Source organism: Bradyrhizobium centrosematis (genome assembly GCF_045571495.1).
Lineage (GTDB): Bacteria > Pseudomonadota > Alphaproteobacteria > Rhizobiales > Xanthobacteraceae > Bradyrhizobium > Bradyrhizobium centrosematis.
The window spans coordinates 6,964,490-6,983,732 of the sequence record NZ_CP120703.1 but is presented as its reverse complement, the minus strand read 5'-3'; the positions used below and the strand labels follow the sequence as shown (position 1 = coordinate 6,983,732).

Here is a 19,243-nt window from a genome sequence, read left to right as displayed (position 1 = left end):
CTTGTTAATTGTTTTCCAGCGCGCGGCGCCTTGCTTCCGCGTCGATGGTCTCGGCGAGATCCGGGTGCCGTGCCATCAGCACGCGGAAATCGACGAGGTCGAGCACCAGAAGCCGCGACACTTTCGTGGTCGAGACGTTGGCGCCGCGCTTGTTGTTGCCGAGCAGGGCCATCTCGCCGAAGAAGGCCCCTTCGCCAAGCTGAACCTTCTTGCCGGGCAGCTCGACCTCGACCTCGCCGGCGGCGATGAAATACATGCAATCGCCCGGCGTCCCCTTGCGGATGATCATGGTGCGCGCCGGTAGCTCCATGGTCCGCAACATGTGAGTGACGTCGGCGATCGCAGCCGGTCCAAGCGCCGCGAAGAACGGCACCTTGCTGACGGATTCCCAGGTTTTGAGGAAATTGTCGCGCCGCGTCTCGGCAGCGAATCCAGTCGCCAGGATACCAGTCCAGAGGCCGAACACGCCGAGGCCGGAGATCATCACCGCGGCCGCCACCAGGCGCCCGAGCGGCGTGACCGGTACGACGTCGCCATAACCCGTCGTCGTCAGTGTGACGACGGCCCACCACATGGCGGCGGGGACGCTGCCGAACGTCTGCGGCTGCACGTCCCGCTCCAGGAAATATTCGGCGACGGAGGCGAGGAAGACCACCATCAGGAAGATCACGAGCACGCTGACCAGCGGCCCCGATTCCAGCACCAGGACGCGGCGAAGCTGCCGCAGGCCCGGAATGCCCGGGACCACCTTCAGCACCCAGAGCACGCTGAGCAGCCAGGCCGTCCCGGGCTCGATGCCGAGGAGAAGCGCGACCGGCACGGCCAGCGCGCCGATCGCGTCGACAATGCCGGCGGAGGAGGACACATAGAGCGAGAGCCGCCCCTGTTGTCCCATGTGGCGCAGCCGGACCAGCCATTCGAACACGAAATAGCCAAGGCACGCCCAGAGCAGCGCGCTGATCCAGCTGTGCAGCTCATCGGCCCGCTTGTCCGACAGCAACACCATGCCGAGCACGCCGATACCGACCGCGACATACGCCGCCTTGGTCATGTTGCGGCCGGCCGTGGCGGCCGCGAACTGGGCCAGAGCGGAAATCAGCGGCTTGAACATGCGGGAAGGCGGCTCGGTCTGGGCACTGTTGGACAACTCTTCGGGCACCGGCTGGGCGCCGGCGCCAAAGTGCCCGCCCGGGCGAGGGCCGTCAACGACGCGGGCAGGCCGCGTGATCGGCGCCGCTGCGCCGGGCCCGCCGGTCCCTGCCGCCGTCGTTGCGGGTGATCTACTTGAAATGTGGCGGCTCGTCGTAACCGCGGCGGCTGCTGAAGAATAGCAGAACCATCAGCCCGACACCGACCAGGACGGAAAAACCTGCGCCGAGGGCCAGTGCCACGTAGCCTTCCGTCGGAATCGGCTCGCCCTCGACCGCCATTGCGGAATAGGCGAAGTAGCCGGCCGCCGCCAACATCCCCAGAAGGAGAATGATGAGCAATGCTCGCATGCTGCAGTCTCCGGTTGTAACCGCGAACCAACGGTTGCAGATCACGGCGGTTCCAGACGGCCGGCTAACGATTTGGCAGGAGCGGCCTCACTCTCGTGCCCGGGCGCAGCACCTCAACGCCTTCGCCATTGCGGCTTGTCCGGAACAAGAGATCGATGATGGCCCGACCGGTCAGGCCTCTCAGGCGCTCTGGGCGGTCTTCACCACCACGACATTGCTGTCGTCGTGCTGGGCAGGGCCGGCGTCGCGCGCCGCCTTGTCGGCCTCGCTCGCATGACGTTTGAGATAGTCGCGGCGCATGCCGATCTCGTCGCGGACGAATTCGTAGCCGAGCTTGAAGGTGTCGAGCCCGTCGGTACTGATGGTACCGTCTCTGAGGCCGATGACGGCGCCGCGCAAGATGCCCTCCAGCTCGTCCTGGAGGCATTCGAGCTGATCCAGGGAGTGGGCATGCTCGATCCGCTCGCCGATGTCGAGAATGGCGGTCGAGAGCTCGCTGGCCTTCTCCGGCGCAATGCGCGTGACCTTGGCGTAGATCGCGGCGAAGATCGAGCCGATGACGCTGAGCGCGGCGGCGCCCAGATACATCAAGTCGCTGTACTTATCCATGAACGACTTGGTGTCGTCGTTGATGTAGTCGGCCGCCCCCTGATGCGCCATGACGAAGGCGTCCTTTTCGACGGAGGCCGGCTCGATCCTGGTGGCAAAGCCGTTGTCGAGCCCGAGCGCGGATTTGTTCTCGTAAACGGTGCGTGCGAGCTCGCCTGCCGTGGTCGGAGACATCCTGGATTGTGCGACCAGCAGCCATTCGAGCCCGATCGTGTCGAGGTCGTCGTCGGGAATTTGCGGCGAGGTCGACAGCGTGCCTGCCGTCAGCGTCTCGCTGGAAATGCCGGGAAGTCTACGCGCCAGCGCCTTGGCCTCGTCGATCGCGTTGAGGGTAAAGCCGCCGCGCCTGGCGAGCTGCTCATAGGCCCTGTCCCGCACCGCCCTGGAGGCATGGACGATGGCGATCACCGCGCCAAAGCCGTTCGATGGCGCAAACAGCTTGTCCAGCGTTGCGCCCTGCGGCGCCAACTGGATCTTCGCGGCGTCCGGACCATTGGGGATGTCGAGGATGCTGCGGACGAAGGCGACGGAGGACTCACTGTCGGCGAGAACGGCGACCTTTTTCTTCTTCAGCTCGGCGATCGACTTGATCTTCTTGTTGCCGGGACCGAGCAGCAGCACGAGATCGTGTTCGAGAATCGCGAGCGCGCGGGCCCGCAGCGGCACCTTGGCGTCGGTGCGCAGGACGGCAAGGTCAGCCTGCTTACGGTCGAACTGTGCGAGCGCCCTGGCGTTGTCGACGTTGTTGACGATCTTGATCCGGAAGCGCGAGGCGTTGGCCTTCAGCACGCTGGCGAGCTTGGCCGCGAACAGGGCCTCGTCGCTGTTGGGGGCTCCGACGGCAAAAGTCAGCGTTTCCGAATTGTGCAGCAGGGTGCGGCCACCCCAGACCGTGGCGAGCGACAACAGCAGGGTCAGCACGACGTAGAGGACGACCTGCTGCTGATTGGTCTTGATCACCTTGGGGCGCCGGGGCGGCGGCTCGATCAATGGCGAGGTGGGGCCTTCAGTACTCATGGCAGCACTCTGGCCTTATTCGGTGGCGGGGCTCGCAGGCGAGATCGCGGCGAGCGTCCTGCAATTCGTAAACGTCTGAAAAAAGAACGATATTCTCTACTTCAATGATAGCGCGGCGGTTGCGGAAAGCAAATTTCGAGCCGACGGTAACCTTACGCGACGCGTCCGCGGCGATTGGTCATCCTATCACCAGTTAGCCACACTTGACGATTTTCCGGTTCCCCCCGGCTGCATTCCGCCGCGGGAGATGTCATAAATCGCTCGTCCCGGCGATTTGACCGGTCCAGAACTGGTCCAAGAAGAAGTTGCGCTGAACGCTCCAGTTATTCTTGTCACGTCAATGAGGGCGTCAGCTTTGTCGTTTCCACCCATGTCATCGGCGGTTCCGGTCGAAGCGCTCATTGGCTGGATGTTGCTGCTCACCTTCAAGCACGTCATCGCAGATTTCGTGCTCCAGACCGCCTGGATGGCGCACGGCAAGGACCAGAAGCACGGCTGGGCACTGCCGCTTCTGGTGCACTGCCTCGTTCACCTTGCGGTTGCGCTGCCGCTGATCCTGATCGTGGCGCCGAAATTCTGGTTCGTGGCGCTGATCGACTTCGTGATCCACATCACGATCGACCGTGCCAAGGGATTCGTCTCGGCGAATTTCGGTGTCGACCTCGCGCATCCCTGGTTCTGGACCTTGATCGGCGTCGACCAGGCCCTGCACCATCTCACCGGTTTCGGGCTCTCCATCTTCATGGCGACGAACTGACTGCTACGCAGTCATTCCGGGGCTCGCGAAGCGAGAACCCGGAATCTCGAGATTCCGGGTTCGGTCCCGCGGACCGCCCCGGAATGACGGAGTCACAATCTTCATGCTCCAACTCCTCCAACATAATGGACGGCGCCTCTGATTCGCGGTCCACGCGCAAGCACCCCGGGTGACTACCGGGCAGCGTGGTTAACCTTTCATTAGCGAATTGCGCTGCATTTTCTTCCCACGAGGGAGAACTGCAATGTTTTCAAGCCGCGACGTCTTTGAAAGCGATTTCTGCCCGGTCCGCGACGAGCTCCTTGGCGAGATGTATCGCGCCAGCGAGAGCGGCCTGCCGAGGCTTGTTGAGAGTGTTTCCCCTGACGTCCGCGCCAGGCTGGCGTTGTTCTGCTACCGCCGCAGCCACCTGCACTCGCTGGCGGTTGCGATCGCAGCGAGCTGCAGCGAGCGCGACCTGATCGAGAACGGTGGCCGCGTCGGCTCGACGCTCCATGCGTTGTCGCGCCAAGCCACGGCGAAATCCTCGCCGTCACTGTCGGGCGGCCGCAAGCCGATCACGCTGTCGACCAAGCCGCTCTCGGTGCTCGCACCGCTCGAGGACGAGTTCGACGACGAGATCAGCGAAGCAGTTCCCGCCTAAGCGCTCGCGATCACAGGCAGTCCGAACTTCCGCCGCGCCATCGCGCATTCGGCATCGCCCGGCATGCAGGTGCGGCACACCTCCGGCCGCATCGCATAGATACCGCACGCGGTCGCTTTCCCGATTTCCCCCTGCAGGGCCGCGCAGCGATCGCCGTCGCAGCGCATGCCGGATTGGCGTTCGTTGACCAGCGTCTCCGGAATTGCCGCCAGCTCCTCGTCGCTCTCGATCGAGAATCGCGGCCAATTGGCCGAATAGCCGCAGCACGCACCGCAGCTCTGGCAACAGCTCGACAGATCGATGGGGGAGCTCTCCTGCATCCTCGTCACGTGCCCTTCATGTATCCTTGGGCGGACCCCAGACCAGGCTCTGCCGCCATCTGGCGCGCAGCACGTCGCGTCGTTCAGGATATTTCTCGTCGAGGTAGCTCGCCTCTACCACGCGGTCGGTCCGGAAGCTGCGGAAGTCGCTGCGCAGCTCGCACCAGGCTGCAAGCAGCCGCACGGCTTCGAGATAGCCGATCGAGATCGGCCAGATCATGCGCTCGCTGGCGCGGCCCTGCTCGTCGCGATAGCGCAGCATGATCTTCTTGCCCTCGTGGATCTGGGTGCGAGTGCGCACCATGTCCAGGCGGTCCGGCTCCCTGTTCCAGCTCGGGCGCGCGCGGCTCGCCGGCTCCAGCACGAAGGGACGCAGGCGCTCGGGCACGGTGTCGGCGATCTTGGCCATCAGATCTTCGGCCGCGCGCGCCAGCGCCGAATCGGCGTGGCCGGCGACCCATTGCGCGCCCAGCACGGCCGCCTCGATCTCGTCGGGCGTCAGCATCAAGGGCGGCAGGTCGAAACCCTTTTCGAGGATGTAGCCCATGCCGGCTTCGCCGCGGATCGGCACGCGCTGGCCGATCAGCGTTGCGATGTCGCGATAGATCGTGCGCTTCGAGGTCTCGAGCTCCGCCGCGATGGCATCCGCCGTCAGCGGCTTACGCGTGCGCCTCAGCACCTGGATGATCTGAAACAGCCGGTCGGCGCGTCTCATGACAATTCTCTTATCGGTGGTCTTTCAGAAAGTGGCGCGCGGCTGCTGACAGGATGTTGGCAGCAGGGGAGTTCTATACCGGGACAACACAGCGACTGAAGAGGATTTGTCCATGATCATTCCAACCCGTTTCGGCCCGGCCGTTCCGATGCTGCGGGCACAGGCGTGGTCCGCATCGGTGGTCGGCCGCCTCGTTTCGCTCGATCTCATGGCCGTCGACCTCCGGTTTGCCCTCGCAAGCCTGGTTGAACGCTCGCTGACCCAGGCCGCGAACGCGCTGGTCCGCCACGTCATGGGCCGCGCCTGGCGAGGGGCCCGTTTCGCAGAAGATATCACGGCTGCTGCCACCATGGTGGCAGCAGCAGGTCACTAGGTTCCCAAACCTCGCAGGTCCAGGAGAGATCGCATGATCACGCTTTACGGCTTTGGCACCGGCTTCGGCCTGCCTGAAATCAGTCCCTTCGTCACCAAGACCGAGGTGCAGCTCAAGATGGCGGGACTGCCCTATCGAAAGGAACGGGCGATGCCGCCGGCCTCGCCGAAGGGGCAACTGCCGTTCATCGACGACGGCGGTGAGGCGGTGGCTGATTCCACCTTCATCCGTGCCCATATCGAGCGCCGCTACGGCTTCGATTTCGATGCCGGTCTCACGCTGGGCGAGCGTGCGCAGGCCTGGGCGTTCGAGCGGATGGTCGAGCACCATATCTACTGGGCGCTGGTCGGGGCGCGCTGGGTCGATCCGGTCAATTTCGCCAAGGGGCCTGCGCATTTCTTCGATGGCGCACCGGAGCACAACCGCGAGAAGCTGCGCGAGGACGCGCAATTCCGCGTCGCCGAGAACTATCTGCTCTCGGGCCTCGGCCGCCACGCGCCTGATGACGACGTCGACCTCGCCGTGCGCTCGCTGTTCGCGCTGTCGGTGCAGCTCGGCGACAAGGCGTACCTGATGGGCAACAAGCCCTGCGGCGTCGATGCCACCGCCTTCGGAATGCTCGCGGGGATCCTGACGCCCTTCTTCGAATCCGCCCTGCGCCAGCGCGCCGAGGGCTTTCCAAATCTCACCGCTTACGTCGACCGCATGATGGACACGTACTACCCCGAGTTCGCCTGGATCCCGCTGCGGCAGGCGGCTTGAGGCTTGCTGCGATGAATCTCCGCTCGCGCCCCGAAAGAGGTGCGTTCCCTCCCCCCTTGTGGGGGAGGGCTATCGCATATGACTTGTTGCGGTGGCCTGCGCGCACGCCTCGTCCTTCGAGACGGCGCTTACGCGCCTCCTCAGCATGAGGCTAATCGGCGTCAGTGCCCGTTGAAACTGCAGCCACGTACTCAGTCCTCATCCTGAGGAGCCCGCCTAAAGCGGGGCGTCTCGAAGGATGGCCGCAGGGAAAAGCTCTCAAATGCGATAGCCCTGCCTTGTGGGGGAGGGCTAGGAGAGGGGTAGCCCAGCAAAGGGTGCTGCTTGATGATGGTGTATGGAGGCGGGTGCGTGACGGAAGGAATCCCCGTGTGGCACCCCCTCCCTACCCTCCCCACAAGGCAGAGCAATCGCATATGGTGTGCGCGATGCGGCGGCAGTGGCAGTCGGCTCCCTCTCCCGCTTGCGGAGGAGGGCTGGGGTGGGGGCTGTCTCCGCATTGGGATTGCTAGAAATTGCGGAAGATGCCCCGAGTGGCGAAAACCCTCACCCGCCGCGCTCTGCGAGCGCGTCGGCCTCTCCCGCAAGCGGGAGAGGCGGAGCAAGCCCGCGGTCCTCGCGAAATCCATATGCGATTGCCCTGCCCCACAAGGGGGAGGGAACGGAGAGCGCGGTGTTGTTGGCCCTGCGTAGGATTTGATTTCTGCTTCGCGGCACTCGCTCTTGCTCGCCCAAACGAAAAGAGCCGGCCCATCGGGCCGGCTCTCGTCGTCTCAAGAGTCGCGCCGCCCTCACTTCACCAATGAGTACTTGCCGTCCTTCACCGTGAGCAGGATGCGGGCGCGTTCGTCGACGCCGTAGCGATCCTTTTCAGTGAAGTTGTAGACGCCCTGGCTCGCCGCGAGGTCCTTCTCCGACAGCAGCGCCTGACGGATGGCTTCGCGGAATTCCGGCGTGCCGGGCTTGGCCGTCTTCAGCGCCACGGGCACGACACGCTTCAGGATCTCGAAGGCGTCGTAGGAATGGCCGGCGAACTGGCTGCGGCTGTTCGGGCCGTACTTGGCCTCATAGGCCGAGTTGAGTGCGAGGCCCGGCTTCTTGGTGAGTGCGCTGTCCGGTTGATCCTCCGGGTCCATCACCGGGCCCGAAGCCATCAGAACGCCCTCCGCCGCTTTGCCGGCGATGCGGATGAAGTCCATGCTGGCGGCACCATGAGTCTGGTAGATCAGGCCCTTGTAGCCGCGTTCGCGCAGCTCGGTCTGCGGCAGCGCGGCCGCAGTGCCGGAGGCTCCGACCAGGATCGCGTCGGGATTGGCGGCAACCAGCTTCAGCACCTGTCCGGTCACCGACGTGTCGGGACGGGCAAAGCGCTCCTCGTCGACGATGGTCATGCCCATCGGCACGGCCTGGGCCTTGAGGTCGTTGAACCAGAGGTCGCCATAGGAGTCGGAATAGCCGATATAACCGAGCGTCTTCACGCCCTTGGCCTTCATGTGATCGTACAGCACCTTGCCGACGATCGGAATCGGCTGCGGCATCGCTACCGACCATTTCATGCGCTCGGGCGTGATCGGGAAGGGCGCCAGGCCAAAGTGCGGAATGCCGGCTTCATTGGCGACGTTGGAGACCGCGATGGTCGGCGGCGTCAGCGCCGAGCCCATGATGATGTCGGCCTTGGATTCGGTCACGAAACGGCGGGCGTTGGTGGTCGCGGTGGTGGGGTCGCCGCCGTCATCGAGCACGATCACCTTCAGCGGCACGCCGCCGATTTCCTTCGGCACGAATTCCAAGGCGTTACGCTCGGGAATGCCCAGCGCCGCGCCGGGCCCGGTCGTGGTGGTGGTGATGCCGATGGTGATTTCGCTGGTCTGGGCGAGCGCGGGCAAAGCCGGCAGGACGAGCGTCGCCGCGGCAATCGCGGCAGTCAGGTAAAAGCGTTTCATCTATTCCTCCCTTGACGTTTTCTTTGAAAGCAGAAATCCGGGGGTAATTCAGCCCCGTCTTTTGGTGATGCGGCGATTTAGCTTCCCGTAAATTTGGCTACCATTTCCGCCGGGAATGGTGCCGATTTCAGCTTGTCGGGGTTAACGGGATCGCGGCCGACCAGCACGCGGGTCTCAAAGCCTTCAATCGCCAGCGCCTCGCCCTTGTAGACGTTGTGCTTCACCTCGAAGCTCGAGCGCTTGATGCTCTCGATCTTCGTTTCGATGGTGATCCAGTCGCCATAGGTCGAGGGGATGTAGAATTTGGCCCGCGTGTCGACCATGGGGATGCCCACCAGGCCGTATTTGCGGACCAGATCCTGCTTGGAGAAACCGGCGACCTCGAACAGGATCGAGGTCGAATCGTCGAACATCGCGAAATAGCGCGGGTAGTAGACGATGTTGGCGGGGTCGCAATCGCCCCACTGGATCTGGACCTCGCGCCGGTTCACGAACATGTATCGCGCCTTACTTCGGCGCCATGCGCAGCGAGCCGTCGAGGCGCACCACTTCGCCGTTCAGATACGCGTTCTCGACCATGTGCAGCGCGAGCGCGGCGAATTCGTCGGCCTGGCCGAGCCGGCGCGGGAAGGGGATCGCGGCAGCGAGCGAATCCTGGGCTTCCTGCGGCAGGTTGGCGAGCAGCGGGGTCAGGAACAGGCCGGGTGCGATGGTCAGCACGCGGATGCCGAACTGCGCCAGCTCGCGCGCGATCGGCAGCGTCATGCCGACGATGCCGCCCTTGGACGCCGAATAGGCGGATTGGCCGATCTGGCCGTCATAGGCGGCGACGGAGGCGGTGTTGATGATGACGCCGCGCTCGCCCGTGGCCTGCGGCTCGAGCTTGGACATCTCGGTGGCGGCGAGGCGCAGCATATTGAAGGTGCCGATCAGATTGACCTTGATCACCTTGTCGAAATCGGCGAGGGCCATCGGGCCGTCGCGGCCGACCACGCGCTTGGCGACGCCGATGCCGGCGCAATTGACCAGCACGCGGGCCGGACCGTGGGCCTTGCTAGCCTGCGCGATCGCAGCTTCGGCCGAAGCGGCATCGGAGACGTCACAGGTGATCGCAACGCCCTTGATCTCGGCAGCGACCGTCTCGGCAAGCTTGGTATTGAGATCGCAGACCGCGACTTTGGCGCCCTGCGCCGCCAGCTTCCGCGCGGTGGCCGCGCCCAGTCCCGATGCGCCGCCGGTGACGATGGCTGCCTGATCCTTCAACAACATGGCGTTCTCCTATAGCGGTGATTTCTTATCCGACCGATATCACACGGTTGGACGGATTGGCAGCGTAGAGCTCCTCGATCAATTCGGCGCGATGCTCGAGCACCGCGCGCTGATTGATCGAGCCCTTGTCGGTGACCTCGCCCTTGTCGATCGAGAGCGGCTCGTCCATCAGGATGGCGCGCGTGATCCGGGTCGAGGAGCCGGTGGCCTGGCTGAGGAAGCGGGTCAGCCGCTCGCGGAAGGCTTCGCGCACCAGCCGGTCGCGCGTCGCGACGACGAGGTCGTCGGTCGGCAGCGTCGGGTTGATCAGCCGGCAGCCGTCGAGGTCGAGCACGACGAGGGCGGAGATTTCGTCGCGGTTGATGCCGGCGATGACGACGTCTCGCACCAGTGGCGCGCAGGCCGCCGTGAGGCGCGCGCGCAACGGGCCGACGCTGACCCAGGTGCCGCTGGCGAGCTTGAAGTCTTCACCGACACGGCCGTCGAAATCGAATCCGGCGTTGAGATCGTCGGGGTCAGACGGCTTGAGCGCATCGCCCATCTTGTAGAATCCTTCCTCGTCGAAGGATTTCGCGCTGATGTCGGGCTGCCGCCAATAGCCGGGCATGACGTTTGGCCCCTTGGCGCGCACCTCCAGCTTGCCGTTGTTCGGCACCAGCTTGGCGTCGTTGCCGGAGACGGGAAGGCCGACATGGCCGGAGCGGCTGGTGCGCGGGTTGACCGACATGAAGAACGGCGCGGTCTCGGTCGCCCCCAAGCCGGTCAGCATCGGCACGCGGTAGCCTTTCTCCTTCACCGCGAGCTCGTCGAGGCTGTCCCAGATGAATGGCGAGAGCGCGGCGCCCGAGAAGAACATCGCGTGCAGCCGGTCGAAGAATTTTGCCCGCAGGCCCTGGTCGTCGCGCAGATAGGGCAGCAGCGATTCATAGCCCTTGGGCACGTTGAAATAGACCGTCGGCGAGATCTCCTGGAGATTGCGCACGGTCTCCTCGATGCCACCGGGCATCGGCTTGCCGGCGTCCAGATACATCGAGCCGCCATTGTAGAGCGTCAGTCCGATATTGTGATTGCCGCCGAAGGTGTGATTCCAGGGCAGCCAATCGACGATGACGGGCGGCTCGTCCTTCAGGAAGGCGAGCGTCTCGCGCAGCATCACCTGGTTGGCGCAGATCATGCGCTGGGTGTTGATGACGGCCTTGGGATTGCCGGTCGAGCCCGAGGTCAGCAGGAATTTCGCGATCGTGTCGGGGCCGATCCGGCCGTGGACCTCGTCGAGGTCACTGCGAATCGGCGTCGCCATCAGGTCGGCGAGCAGGGTGACGTCGCGGCCCGGCACGCCGCCATAGGACGTGGCGATCTCGGTGCCGAGCGAGACATTGGCGGTGAGCGCGTCGGCGAACTTGTCGGCGTCCTCGGCGAAGACGAGCCCGGGCGTCAGCAGCTTCATCAGGTAGGACAGCTTGCCGTAGTCCTTCGACACCAGCGAATAGGCCGGCGACACCGGGCAGAACGGAATGCCGGCATAGAACGCGCCGAAGGCAAGCAAGGCGTGGTCGATCGAGTTGCCGGAGAGGATGACGACCGGCCGCTCCGCGGACAGGCCGCGCGCAATCAGGCCCGATGCAATGTGCCGGCTCGCTATGAGAAGCTCGGCGTAAGTCAGCTTGCGCCAGCCGCGCCCGCCTTCGCGCTCGGCCATGAAGACGCGGTCCGGGGTCGTCGTCGCCCAGTGATGCAGGCGATCGGTGATGCGCACGGGATAGTCGCCGAGCGGCTGCTTCGGCCTGAGATAGATGGTGCCGTCGTCGCGCCGCTCGATGTTGACGGCGGGATCGCCGAACGAGATGGGTCGCAGCGGAGAAGTGCTCGCGCCGCGCTCCATGCTGGAAGAGGACGGCTGCGCGCTCATGACTTGGGCTTCACCTTCGCGGTCTTGTGTTCGAGGAATTCGCGGATCCGTCGTTTCGCCTCCTTGTCGCTCTGCGCCACGGTCGCCATCAGCGACTCCATCAGCAGGCCGGTCTGCGGATTGGCCTCAGCGATCATCGGCAGCGCCTGAAGCACGGCGAAATTCGTCAGCGGCGCGTTGGACGCGACCTTGGTCGCAAGCTCCATCGCCTTGCCGAGCGCGTTGCCGGTTTCCGTCACATATTGCGCGAAGCCGTAGGAGGCGCCTTCCGTCGCGCTGTAGACGCGGCCGGTCAGCATCATGTCCATCATCCTGGCGACGCCGATCAGCCGCGGCAGCCGCACCGAGCCGCCGCCGCCGACGAAGATGCCGCGCTGTCCCTCCGGCAGTGCGAAATAGGTCGAGGGCTCGGCGACGCGGATATGCGCCGAGCAGGCCAGCTCCAGCCCGCCGCCGATCACGGCGCCCCTCAGCGCCGCGATCACGGGCACGCGGCTGTACTGGATGCGGTCGAACACCCGGTGCCACATCTGGGAATGCAGCAGGCCGCCGGTCGCGTCATGCTCGGTCAATTCGGAGAGATCGAGGCCGCTGGAGAAATGATCGCCGATGCCGTGGATGACGACCGCGCCGATATCCTCGGGCAGGGACGCGAAACATTCGCCGATTTCCAGGATGATGCCGTCGTTGAGCGCATTGCGCTTGGCCGGCCGGTTCAGACCCACGGTCAGCACCCGGTCCACCCTCTCGATCTTCAATAGCCCGGAGGCACCCGCCTCAGCGGTCTCGGCGTTTCCCTGTGTCATTTGCGTCCTTGTCAGAATAGTTATGTTGTATAACGATTTCTGGGGGAGTCAAGGAGGGGGCGCTCAATGCGCGGGCATGGCCGCATCCTTCGTCATTGGGGGCAAAGCGAAGCGATCAAGTCTATTCCGTGCAGGCGGGTCTGGATTGCCTCGTCGCTTCAGTGCAGGATTGCCTCGCAATTTTGTCACGAGCTCCTCGCAAGGACGAAGTCACACCACCTTGCGACCTGTCCGACACGTCAAGCGGCGTCGCTCATCAGCTTCTTCGCCGCCTGCGCGAGCAAGCCCGATCGCGTGTAACCGTGGGCTTCGGCATATTTGTCGATCTGCTCCAGCACATCGCCGGGCAGGGTGACATTGACACGCACGATCTTGGGCTGCTCGTTCTTCACCGATACCAAAATGGCGACGCCGGAGCGGTTCTCCGGATCCGACATGATCTCCTCAAGTGACGACGGCTCCGGAATCGCCTCTCCGTCGTTCGCCATGCCTTCGAGATGAAACGCTAGCGCTTCTTCGGCCATGTCGCGCGCCTGGTCGAGCGTAGTTCCTGCGGTCACGAGGCCCGGCAGATCGGGAAACGAAACGCCGAAATCGCTGTCGGCATCCTTGTGAATCAGACCGATGTAATGGCGCATGACGCTCACCTCAGCTTCAAGCCGGATTGCTGTTCAAGGCTCTTCAGTGTCCCGAGCGGGACATCCCGCTTTGGATGAGGGACCGTAACGCGGCCCTTTTTCGTGGGGTGCTTGAATTGGACGTGGCTGTCTTTTTGAGCCACTTGGACCCAGCCATCCCTCCGAAGGGCCGAGACAATTTCCCGGCTATTCATTGTGTGTATTTATACACATCGAGCAGAAACTGTCAATCTTGAGCTCACATCACCTGATGCACGTCGATTACCACCCGGTCCGCGTGCCGCGCGGCTGAGCCCACGAAAATGTGCTCCATCAGCCAGCGATACTTCGCGTGCCCCGTCTCGAATTTCGGCACGGTGCGGAAATAGATCAGCTTGGGGTCGACCGGCTCGCCGCGCTTGAGCTTCTGCAGCAGCTCGACGGGCCCGAAGCGCATGCCCCTGTTCTCGACATAGACGATCGCGCCGTCGCCGGTCTCGAAGGCGTACTTGGCTTCGAGATCAATCAGCTCGTTCGGGCGAATGGTCTGGAAGTCGGCACCGAACGGCAGCACCTTGCCGGAGATCGCGCCCGTCACCTCGCCGCCGATGATCGGAATGATGCGGCGCACACCGATCCCGGTCTCGCCGGCGCTGACGACGTCGCCGATGCGGGCGGTGATGGTGAAGACGTATTTGGTTTCTAACGTTGGCGTGGTCATCGCTTCACCTCTTCAGTTCGCCATCATCCGCGTCGGCAGCCAGGTCGCCAGCAGCGGGAAGGCGATCAGGATCACGAGGCGGATCAGGTCGGTCACCACGAAGGGGATCACGCCCTTGAAGATCGTGGAGAAGGAGACGTCCTTCACCACGCTCTTGATGACGAAGACGTTCATGCCGACCGGAGGATGGATCAGGCCGAGCTCGACGGTCATGACGATGATGACGCCGAACCAGATCGGGTCGAAGCCGAGATGCGTGATGACGGGGAAGATGATCGGCACGGTGAGGATGATCATTGCCATGGCGTCCATCAGGCAGCCGAGCACGAGATACATCACCATGATCAGCGCCAGCACGCCGTAGCTGCCGAGGCCGAGGCCGGTGAGGAATTCCGTCACCTTCTGCGGCGTCTGCGTCACAGTCAGGAAATAGCCGAAGATCAGCGCGCCGATCAGCACGGTGAAGACGGCGGCCGCGGTGCGCGTCGCCTGCAGCAGCGAGGCGAGGATCTTCTCGCGGCCTAGGCGGCCCGTCAGCACGCCGATGATGAAGGCGCCGGCGGCGCCGACGCCGCCGGCCTCGGTCGGGGTGAAGCGCGGCAGGAAGGGCAGGCCGTAGAGGCCGCCGATCACGAACACGAACAGCAGCACCGGCGCCCAGATCTCCTTCAGGCCCGCAAAGCGCTCGCGCCACGGCGTCACCTTGCCCTTGGGCAGGAAGTCCGGGCGGAAATAATCAATCAGGAAGATCGTGATCATGTACATCGACATCGCCAGCAGGCCCGGGATGATGCCGGCGATGAAGAGCTTTCCGATGTCCTGCTCGGTGATGATGCCGTAGACCGCGAGCACGGTGGAGGGCGGCAGCATCGCGCCCAGCGTGCCGCCCGCCGCGATCACGCCGGTGGCGAACGATTGCGGATAGCCGAAGCGGCGCATCTCCGGATAGGCAACGGCGGAGAAGGTCGCGGCGGTCGCGACCGACGAGCCGCAGATCGCGGCAAAGCCGCCGCAGGCGCCGACGGTGGCGATGCCGAGGCCGCCGCGCAAATGGCCGACGAAACCATTGGCGGCGCGGAACAGCTCGCGGCTCATGCCGGAATTGGACACGAACGAGCCCATCAGCAGGAACATCGGGATGACGCCGAACGTGTAGTCGGTGACCGTGCGCATCGAGGTCTGGCCGACCAGCTTCAGCGCCGCATTGCCGTTGACGAGATAGGCGAAACCGGAGACGCCGACGAGGCCCATGGCCATGCCGACGGGCACGCGCAAGAGCATCAGGAGAAATAAGGAAACGAAGCCGATTAAGGCGACGGCATCGGTGCTCATGATTACTCCGTCGCCTTCAATTTGGGATCGTGCATGTCTTCGGGATGGAATATCAGCCGGTAGGTGCGGATCGCGATCAGCAGCACGGCGGAGACGTCGCCGATCCAGGCGATCGCGAAGAACGGCCAGGTTGGCATGTGCATGTCGAAGGTCTGGACGTTGTCGTTGTAGGTGCCGCGCACCTTGTCGAACAAAGTCCAGGTCTGCACCGTCACCACGAACAGCAGCACCAGAGTGGCGAACACGTCGATCCAGCGCTGATAGCGCGGCCCGACATTGCCCCAGACCAGATCCACCGTGATGTGGGTGCCGCGATAGGAGGTCGCCGCGATGCCCCAGAAGATGAGGATGCCGAGCAGCATGCGGCCGATGTCGAAGCTGTCGGGGATCGAGTAGTTCAGTGTGTTGCGCAGCAGCACCGACAGGAAGATGTCGAGCGCGACGATGCCGACGAAGCCGGCCGCGATCCATTCGATCGAGTCGATCACGCGATCCATCCAGGAGCGCTTCATGGTGGAAGATTCCTATCTAAATCCAGCGAAGCCGGGTTCAGTTTGTCCGCGACGGAGGTGCGCTCCCTTCCCCGCTTGCGGGGGAGGGTTGGGGAGAGGGTGCTTCCACAATCGAGAGCCCCCAAGAGGAGAGAGCCCTCACCCGCGGCTTCGGCGCGACCTCTCGCAAGCGGGAGAGGTGCAGTGAGCGCGTGGCCGCTGCTGCGCCTCACTCCGCCAGCGCGTTGTACTTCTTCAGCGACGCCTTGAGCTCGGTCAGCGCCGCGTCCGGATCGGCGCCAGCTTTCTTGGCGCCGTCGGCCCAGGTCTTCACCAGCGGCTCGGCGGCCTTCTTCCAGGCGGCGGTCTGCTCGGCCGTCAGCTTGTAGACCTCGTGGCCGGATTCCGCCTTCACCTTGTCGATGCCGGCGTCTTCGAACTTGCCCCAATGCTCGCCGACCGCGCCCGCCATCTCGACCGAGCAGTTCTTGTCGATCGCGGCCTTCTGCTTGTCGGACATCGCGTTGTACTTGTCCTTGTTGATCACGAACACGAAGGTCGTGGTGTAGAGCGGCGCCTCCATGTCGTACTTGGTCACCTTGTCGATGCCGAACAGCACCAGGGAGCCCCAGGGGAAAGTGACGCCGTCGGCGACGCCGCGCTCGATGATGTCGCGCACTTCCGGTGCCGAGGATTGCACGTTGGTGCCGCCGAGGGCTGTGACGAAGTTCGCCATGGTGGCGTGCGCCGGGCGGATCTTCATGCCCTTCACGTCTTCGGGGTTGACGATCTTCTTGGTCTTGGAATGGAAGGAGGAGGGCGAGTGGACGAAGGCGAGGCAGTATTTGACGTCCTTCATCTCCTTCTCGGCATATTTGCGATACCAGGCGTCCAGCCCCATCGAGCCGCCCTTGGCGTCCGAGATCAGGAACGGCAGCTCGCCGGCGCCCACGATCGGGAAGCGGCCGGGCTGATAGCCGGGATTGACATAGGTGACGTCGGCGATGCCGTCGCGCGCCATGTCGTAATGGTCGAACGCCTTGCCGAGCTGCTGGGCGGGAAACACCTTGCCCTTGATGGTGCCGCCGGAATCCTTCTCGACCGCCGCGGCCCAGTCTTCCAGCGACTTCTGCAGCGGATGCGAGGCCGGCACCCAGTGCGAGATCTTCAGATCGAAGGTCTTGTCCTGCGCAAACGCAGGCGTCACGCTTGCTGCCAGCAGCAACGCCAGACAGGCTTTCCTCATCACGTCTCTCCCTGTTGTCGACGGCGGGCTTCGATGGCCCGGTCTCATTAATTAACATGTTATCTAAATGGCGGACGTGTTCAAGCCGGAACTGGCGCGCACCTCTGTCGCATCCTCACCGTCAGCCCTGTTGCATGGATTCGTCGCCGCTCGCGGCGACCCGCGCTCCCCTTTTGCCCAACCGTTATATGGTATAATTATCCTGCGCGCCTTGAAGCGACAAGCGGGCCGCGACGAAAGCCTACAGGATCGGGAGGAGCAAGTATTGCGGACAAAGGTCGCAATCATCGGGGCCGGGCCGGCCGGATTGTTGCTTGGGCAATTGCTGCACGCTTACGGCATCGACAATGTCATTCTGGAGCGGCAGAGCCCGGATTACGTGCTTGGGCGTATCCGCGCCGGCCTCCTGGAGGAGGGAACCGTCGCCCTGCTCGACCAGATCGGCGCGGGGACCCGGGCACATGCCGAAGGCCTGGTGCACGAAGGCATCGAGCTGGCTTTTTCCGGCCGCCGTCACCGCATCGACATGAAGGGCGCGACCGGCAAGACGGTCATGATCTATGGCCAGACCGAGGTCACGCTCGACCTGATGAATGCGCGCAAGGCCGCGGGCCTCGTCTCGGTCTACGAGGCCAAGGACGTCCAGCCGCATGATTTCGATGGCGGTCACCCGCGCGTAACTTACGTCAAGGATGGCGTTACCCACGCGATCGACTGCGACTTCATCGCCGGCTGCGACGGTTTCCACGGCGTCAGCCGCGCCAGCGTGCCGGCCTCGGCGATCGAGGAGTTCGAGCGGGTCTATCCGTTCGGCTGGCTCGGCATCTTGTCGGATACCCCGCCGGTCAGCCACGAGCTGATCTACTCCAACCACGCCCGTGGCTTTGCGCTCTGCACCATGCGCTCGATGAAGCGCAGCCGCTATTACGTGCAGTGCTCGCTGGATGACCATGTCGAGCAATGGCCCGACGACCGCTTCTGGGACGAGCTGAAGCGCCGGCTCGATCAGGAGGCCGCCGACAGCCTCGTCACCGGTCCCTCGATCGAGAAGAGCATCGCGCCCCTACGCAGCTTTGTTGCCGAGCCGATGCGCTTCGGCAGGATGTTCCTGTGCGGCGACGCCGCCCACATCGTGCCGCCGACCGGCGCCAAGGGCCTGAACCTCGCCGCCAGCGACGCGCATTATCTGTCGAGCGCCCTGCGGGAATTCTACGACGAGAAATCGAGCGCCGGCATCGATGCCTATTCGACCAAGGCGCTGGCGCGCGTCTGGAAAGCCGTGCGCTTCTCCTGGTGGATGACCTCGATGCTGCACAAATTCCCCGACACCGGCACGATCGGCGCGCGCATCCAGCTCGCCGAGCTCGACTACGTCACGCAGTCGCAGGCGGCGATGACGTCGCTGTCGGAGAATTATGTGGGGCTGCCGTTCTAGGGCGGACAACGGTGCCGTGGGGTGGGCAAAGGCGCAAAGCGCCGTGCCCACGATCCTCCTATCATCGCGAAAGCGCGTGGGCACGCTTCGCTTTGCCCACCCTGCGGGATCGGTGCCTTGCGACACCATCCATTTCAAACACCCGCGCAAATCCCGTTTAAAACTTTGTAGGCGGTGAAACTGTCATCCACATCGCGTTCAATGGCGGCAGCCAACGACACGCGAGACAGCCATGACCTCCACCGACATCCCCGCCGGCTTCGAGCCGCTCTTTCGCAAGAGCCCCCTCACCGAGCCCTGGGAGCCACTCTACGCGAAGACGACGGACAAGGCCGTCATCATCGGCCTGCGGCTGGCGAAGCCGCACACCAACGGCCGCGGCCTCATCCATGGCGGCCTCATCACCGCGCTCGCCGACAACGCCCTGGGCTATAGCTGCGCGCAGGCGACGGGCTGGACCATTTCGTTCGTGACGGTCTCGCTCTCGGTCGATTTCGTCGGTTCTGCCGAGATCGGCCAATGGTGTTCGATCGAGAGCGACGTGATCAAGACCGGCAAGACGATCTGTTTCGCGCAGTGCCTGATCAAGGCCGACGACGTCGTGATCGCGCGGGCGAGTGGCACGTTCCGCGTTGTGCCGAAGAAGGGGTAACTCTCGTGCGGCGGGCCGCAGTGTGACCTTTGCTCCGCCGTTGCGAGCGCAGCGAAGCAATCCAGAGTCTTTCCGCAGTGGCAGTCCTGGATTGCTTCGCTGCGCTCGCAATGACGATGTGGAGATA

At 64.0% G+C, this 19,243-nt stretch carries 22 protein-coding genes; 6 read left to right on the top strand and 16 right to left on the bottom strand.

Features of this window, described 5'->3' with window-relative positions; all coding sequences use genetic code 11:
- Positions 1-4: 4 nt before the first annotated feature.
- The 3 genes from P6U31_RS32925 to P6U31_RS32915 form a co-directional block, all read right to left on the bottom strand.
- The gene (locus P6U31_RS32925; RefSeq protein ID WP_407190023.1) at positions 5-1,111 is read right to left on the bottom strand and encodes a cyclic nucleotide-gated ion channel; all 1,107 of its coding nucleotides are present in this window, start codon (positions 1,109-1,111) and stop codon (positions 5-7) included.
- Positions 1,112-1,280: 169 nt separating this feature from the next.
- Positions 1,281-1,499, bottom strand: a complete 219-nt coding sequence (locus P6U31_RS32920) for a hypothetical protein (RefSeq protein ID WP_128928062.1) — start codon at positions 1,497-1,499, stop codon at positions 1,281-1,283.
- A 180-nt stretch (positions 1,500-1,679) separates the two neighbouring features.
- Positions 1,680-3,125, bottom strand: coding sequence for a TAXI family TRAP transporter solute-binding subunit (locus P6U31_RS32915; RefSeq protein ID WP_407185772.1), 1,446 nt, complete (start codon positions 3,123-3,125; stop codon positions 1,680-1,682).
- Positions 3,126-3,534: 409 nt separating this feature from the next.
- On the opposite strand from P6U31_RS32915, the gene P6U31_RS32910 reads away from it, so the two are divergent.
- Together P6U31_RS32910 and P6U31_RS32905 are read left to right on the top strand one after the other, a co-directional pair.
- Positions 3,535-3,882, top strand: a complete 348-nt coding sequence (locus tag P6U31_RS32910; protein WP_407190022.1) for a DUF3307 domain-containing protein — start codon at positions 3,535-3,537, stop codon at positions 3,880-3,882.
- Between the two features lie 244 nt (positions 3,883-4,126).
- The gene (locus P6U31_RS32905; protein ID WP_407185771.1) at positions 4,127-4,525 is read left to right on the top strand and encodes a hypothetical protein; all 399 of its coding nucleotides are present in this window, start codon (positions 4,127-4,129) and stop codon (positions 4,523-4,525) included.
- Here the strand turns inward: P6U31_RS32905 and P6U31_RS32900 are convergent.
- Positions 4,522-4,845 carry a YkgJ family cysteine cluster protein gene (locus P6U31_RS32900; protein WP_407190021.1) on the bottom strand — a complete coding sequence of 108 codons (324 nt, stop codon included), beginning with the start codon at positions 4,843-4,845 and terminating at the stop codon, positions 4,522-4,524. The two genes, P6U31_RS32905 and P6U31_RS32900, sit on opposite strands and share 4 nt — an antisense overlap.
- Positions 4,846-4,861: 16 nt before the next feature.
- Positions 4,862-5,560, bottom strand: coding sequence for a helix-turn-helix transcriptional regulator (locus tag P6U31_RS32895; RefSeq protein WP_407185770.1), 699 nt, complete (start codon positions 5,558-5,560; stop codon positions 4,862-4,864).
- Positions 5,561-5,672: 112 nt separating this feature from the next.
- Here P6U31_RS32895 and P6U31_RS32890 point away from each other — a divergent pair, with 112 nt between their 5' ends.
- Positions 5,673-5,933 carry a hypothetical protein gene (locus P6U31_RS32890; RefSeq protein WP_407185769.1) on the top strand — a complete coding sequence of 87 codons (261 nt, stop codon included), beginning with the start codon at positions 5,673-5,675 and terminating at the stop codon, positions 5,931-5,933.
- A gap of 33 nt (positions 5,934-5,966) precedes the next feature.
- Positions 5,967-6,695: a glutathione S-transferase family protein gene (locus P6U31_RS32885; protein ID WP_407185768.1), complete on the top strand. Its 729-nt coding sequence runs from the start codon at positions 5,967-5,969 to the stop codon at positions 6,693-6,695.
- Positions 6,696-7,486: 791 nt separating this feature from the next.
- On the opposite strand, the gene P6U31_RS32880 is transcribed toward P6U31_RS32885, so the two are convergent.
- From P6U31_RS32880 to P6U31_RS32830, 11 genes are all read right to left on the bottom strand, one after another.
- The gene (locus P6U31_RS32880; protein ID WP_407185767.1) at positions 7,487-8,638 is read right to left on the bottom strand and encodes an ABC transporter substrate-binding protein; all 1,152 of its coding nucleotides are present in this window, start codon (positions 8,636-8,638) and stop codon (positions 7,487-7,489) included.
- A 77-nt stretch (positions 8,639-8,715) separates the two neighbouring features.
- A complete protein-coding gene (locus P6U31_RS32875) occupies positions 8,716-9,135 on the bottom strand; it encodes an acyl-CoA thioesterase (RefSeq protein ID WP_407185766.1) in 420 nt (139 codons plus the stop codon).
- A 10-nt stretch (positions 9,136-9,145) separates the two neighbouring features.
- Positions 9,146-9,907 carry an SDR family NAD(P)-dependent oxidoreductase gene (locus P6U31_RS32870; protein ID WP_407185765.1) on the bottom strand — a complete coding sequence of 254 codons (762 nt, stop codon included), beginning with the start codon at positions 9,905-9,907 and terminating at the stop codon, positions 9,146-9,148.
- 25 nt (positions 9,908-9,932) lie between these two features.
- Positions 9,933-11,816 (bottom strand): feruloyl-CoA synthase, encoded by a 1,884-nt coding sequence (locus P6U31_RS32865; RefSeq protein ID WP_407185764.1) that lies wholly within the window; start codon positions 11,814-11,816, stop codon positions 9,933-9,935.
- Complete coding sequence (locus P6U31_RS32860) at positions 11,813-12,622, bottom strand: crotonase/enoyl-CoA hydratase family protein (RefSeq protein ID WP_407185763.1); 810 nt, start codon at positions 12,620-12,622, stop codon at positions 11,813-11,815. Before P6U31_RS32860 ends, P6U31_RS32865 begins: the two co-directional genes overlap by 4 nt.
- A 239-nt stretch (positions 12,623-12,861) precedes the next feature.
- Positions 12,862-13,260, bottom strand: a complete 399-nt coding sequence (locus P6U31_RS32855) for a type II toxin-antitoxin system HicB family antitoxin (RefSeq protein ID WP_407185762.1) — start codon at positions 13,258-13,260, stop codon at positions 12,862-12,864.
- Between the two features lie 5 nt (positions 13,261-13,265).
- Positions 13,266-13,454: a type II toxin-antitoxin system HicA family toxin gene (locus P6U31_RS32850; RefSeq protein WP_407185761.1), complete on the bottom strand. Its 189-nt coding sequence runs from the start codon at positions 13,452-13,454 to the stop codon at positions 13,266-13,268.
- A 44-nt stretch (positions 13,455-13,498) separates the two neighbouring features.
- On the bottom strand, positions 13,499-13,960 hold the full coding sequence (locus P6U31_RS32845) for a DUF3237 domain-containing protein (protein ID WP_407185760.1): 462 nt from the start codon (positions 13,958-13,960) through the stop codon (positions 13,499-13,501).
- Positions 13,961-13,972: 12 nt separating this feature from the next.
- Positions 13,973-15,292, bottom strand: coding sequence for a TRAP transporter large permease (locus P6U31_RS32840; protein WP_407185759.1), 1,320 nt, complete (start codon positions 15,290-15,292; stop codon positions 13,973-13,975).
- A 2-nt stretch (positions 15,293-15,294) separates the two neighbouring features.
- Positions 15,295-15,804, bottom strand: coding sequence for a TRAP transporter small permease (locus tag P6U31_RS32835; protein ID WP_407185758.1), 510 nt, complete (start codon positions 15,802-15,804; stop codon positions 15,295-15,297).
- A 208-nt stretch (positions 15,805-16,012) separates the two neighbouring features.
- Complete coding sequence (locus tag P6U31_RS32830) at positions 16,013-17,029, bottom strand: TRAP transporter substrate-binding protein (protein WP_407185757.1); 1,017 nt, start codon at positions 17,027-17,029, stop codon at positions 16,013-16,015.
- Between the two features lie 265 nt (positions 17,030-17,294).
- On the opposite strand from P6U31_RS32830, the gene pobA reads away from it, so the two are divergent.
- Positions 17,295-18,464 (top strand): 4-hydroxybenzoate 3-monooxygenase, encoded by a 1,170-nt coding sequence (pobA, locus tag P6U31_RS32825; RefSeq protein WP_407185756.1) that lies wholly within the window; start codon positions 17,295-17,297, stop codon positions 18,462-18,464.
- 232 nt (positions 18,465-18,696) lie between these two features.
- The gene (locus P6U31_RS32820) at positions 18,697-19,116 is read left to right on the top strand and encodes a PaaI family thioesterase (RefSeq protein WP_407185755.1); all 420 of its coding nucleotides are present in this window, start codon (positions 18,697-18,699) and stop codon (positions 19,114-19,116) included.
- Positions 19,117-19,243: the final 127 nt, after the last annotated feature.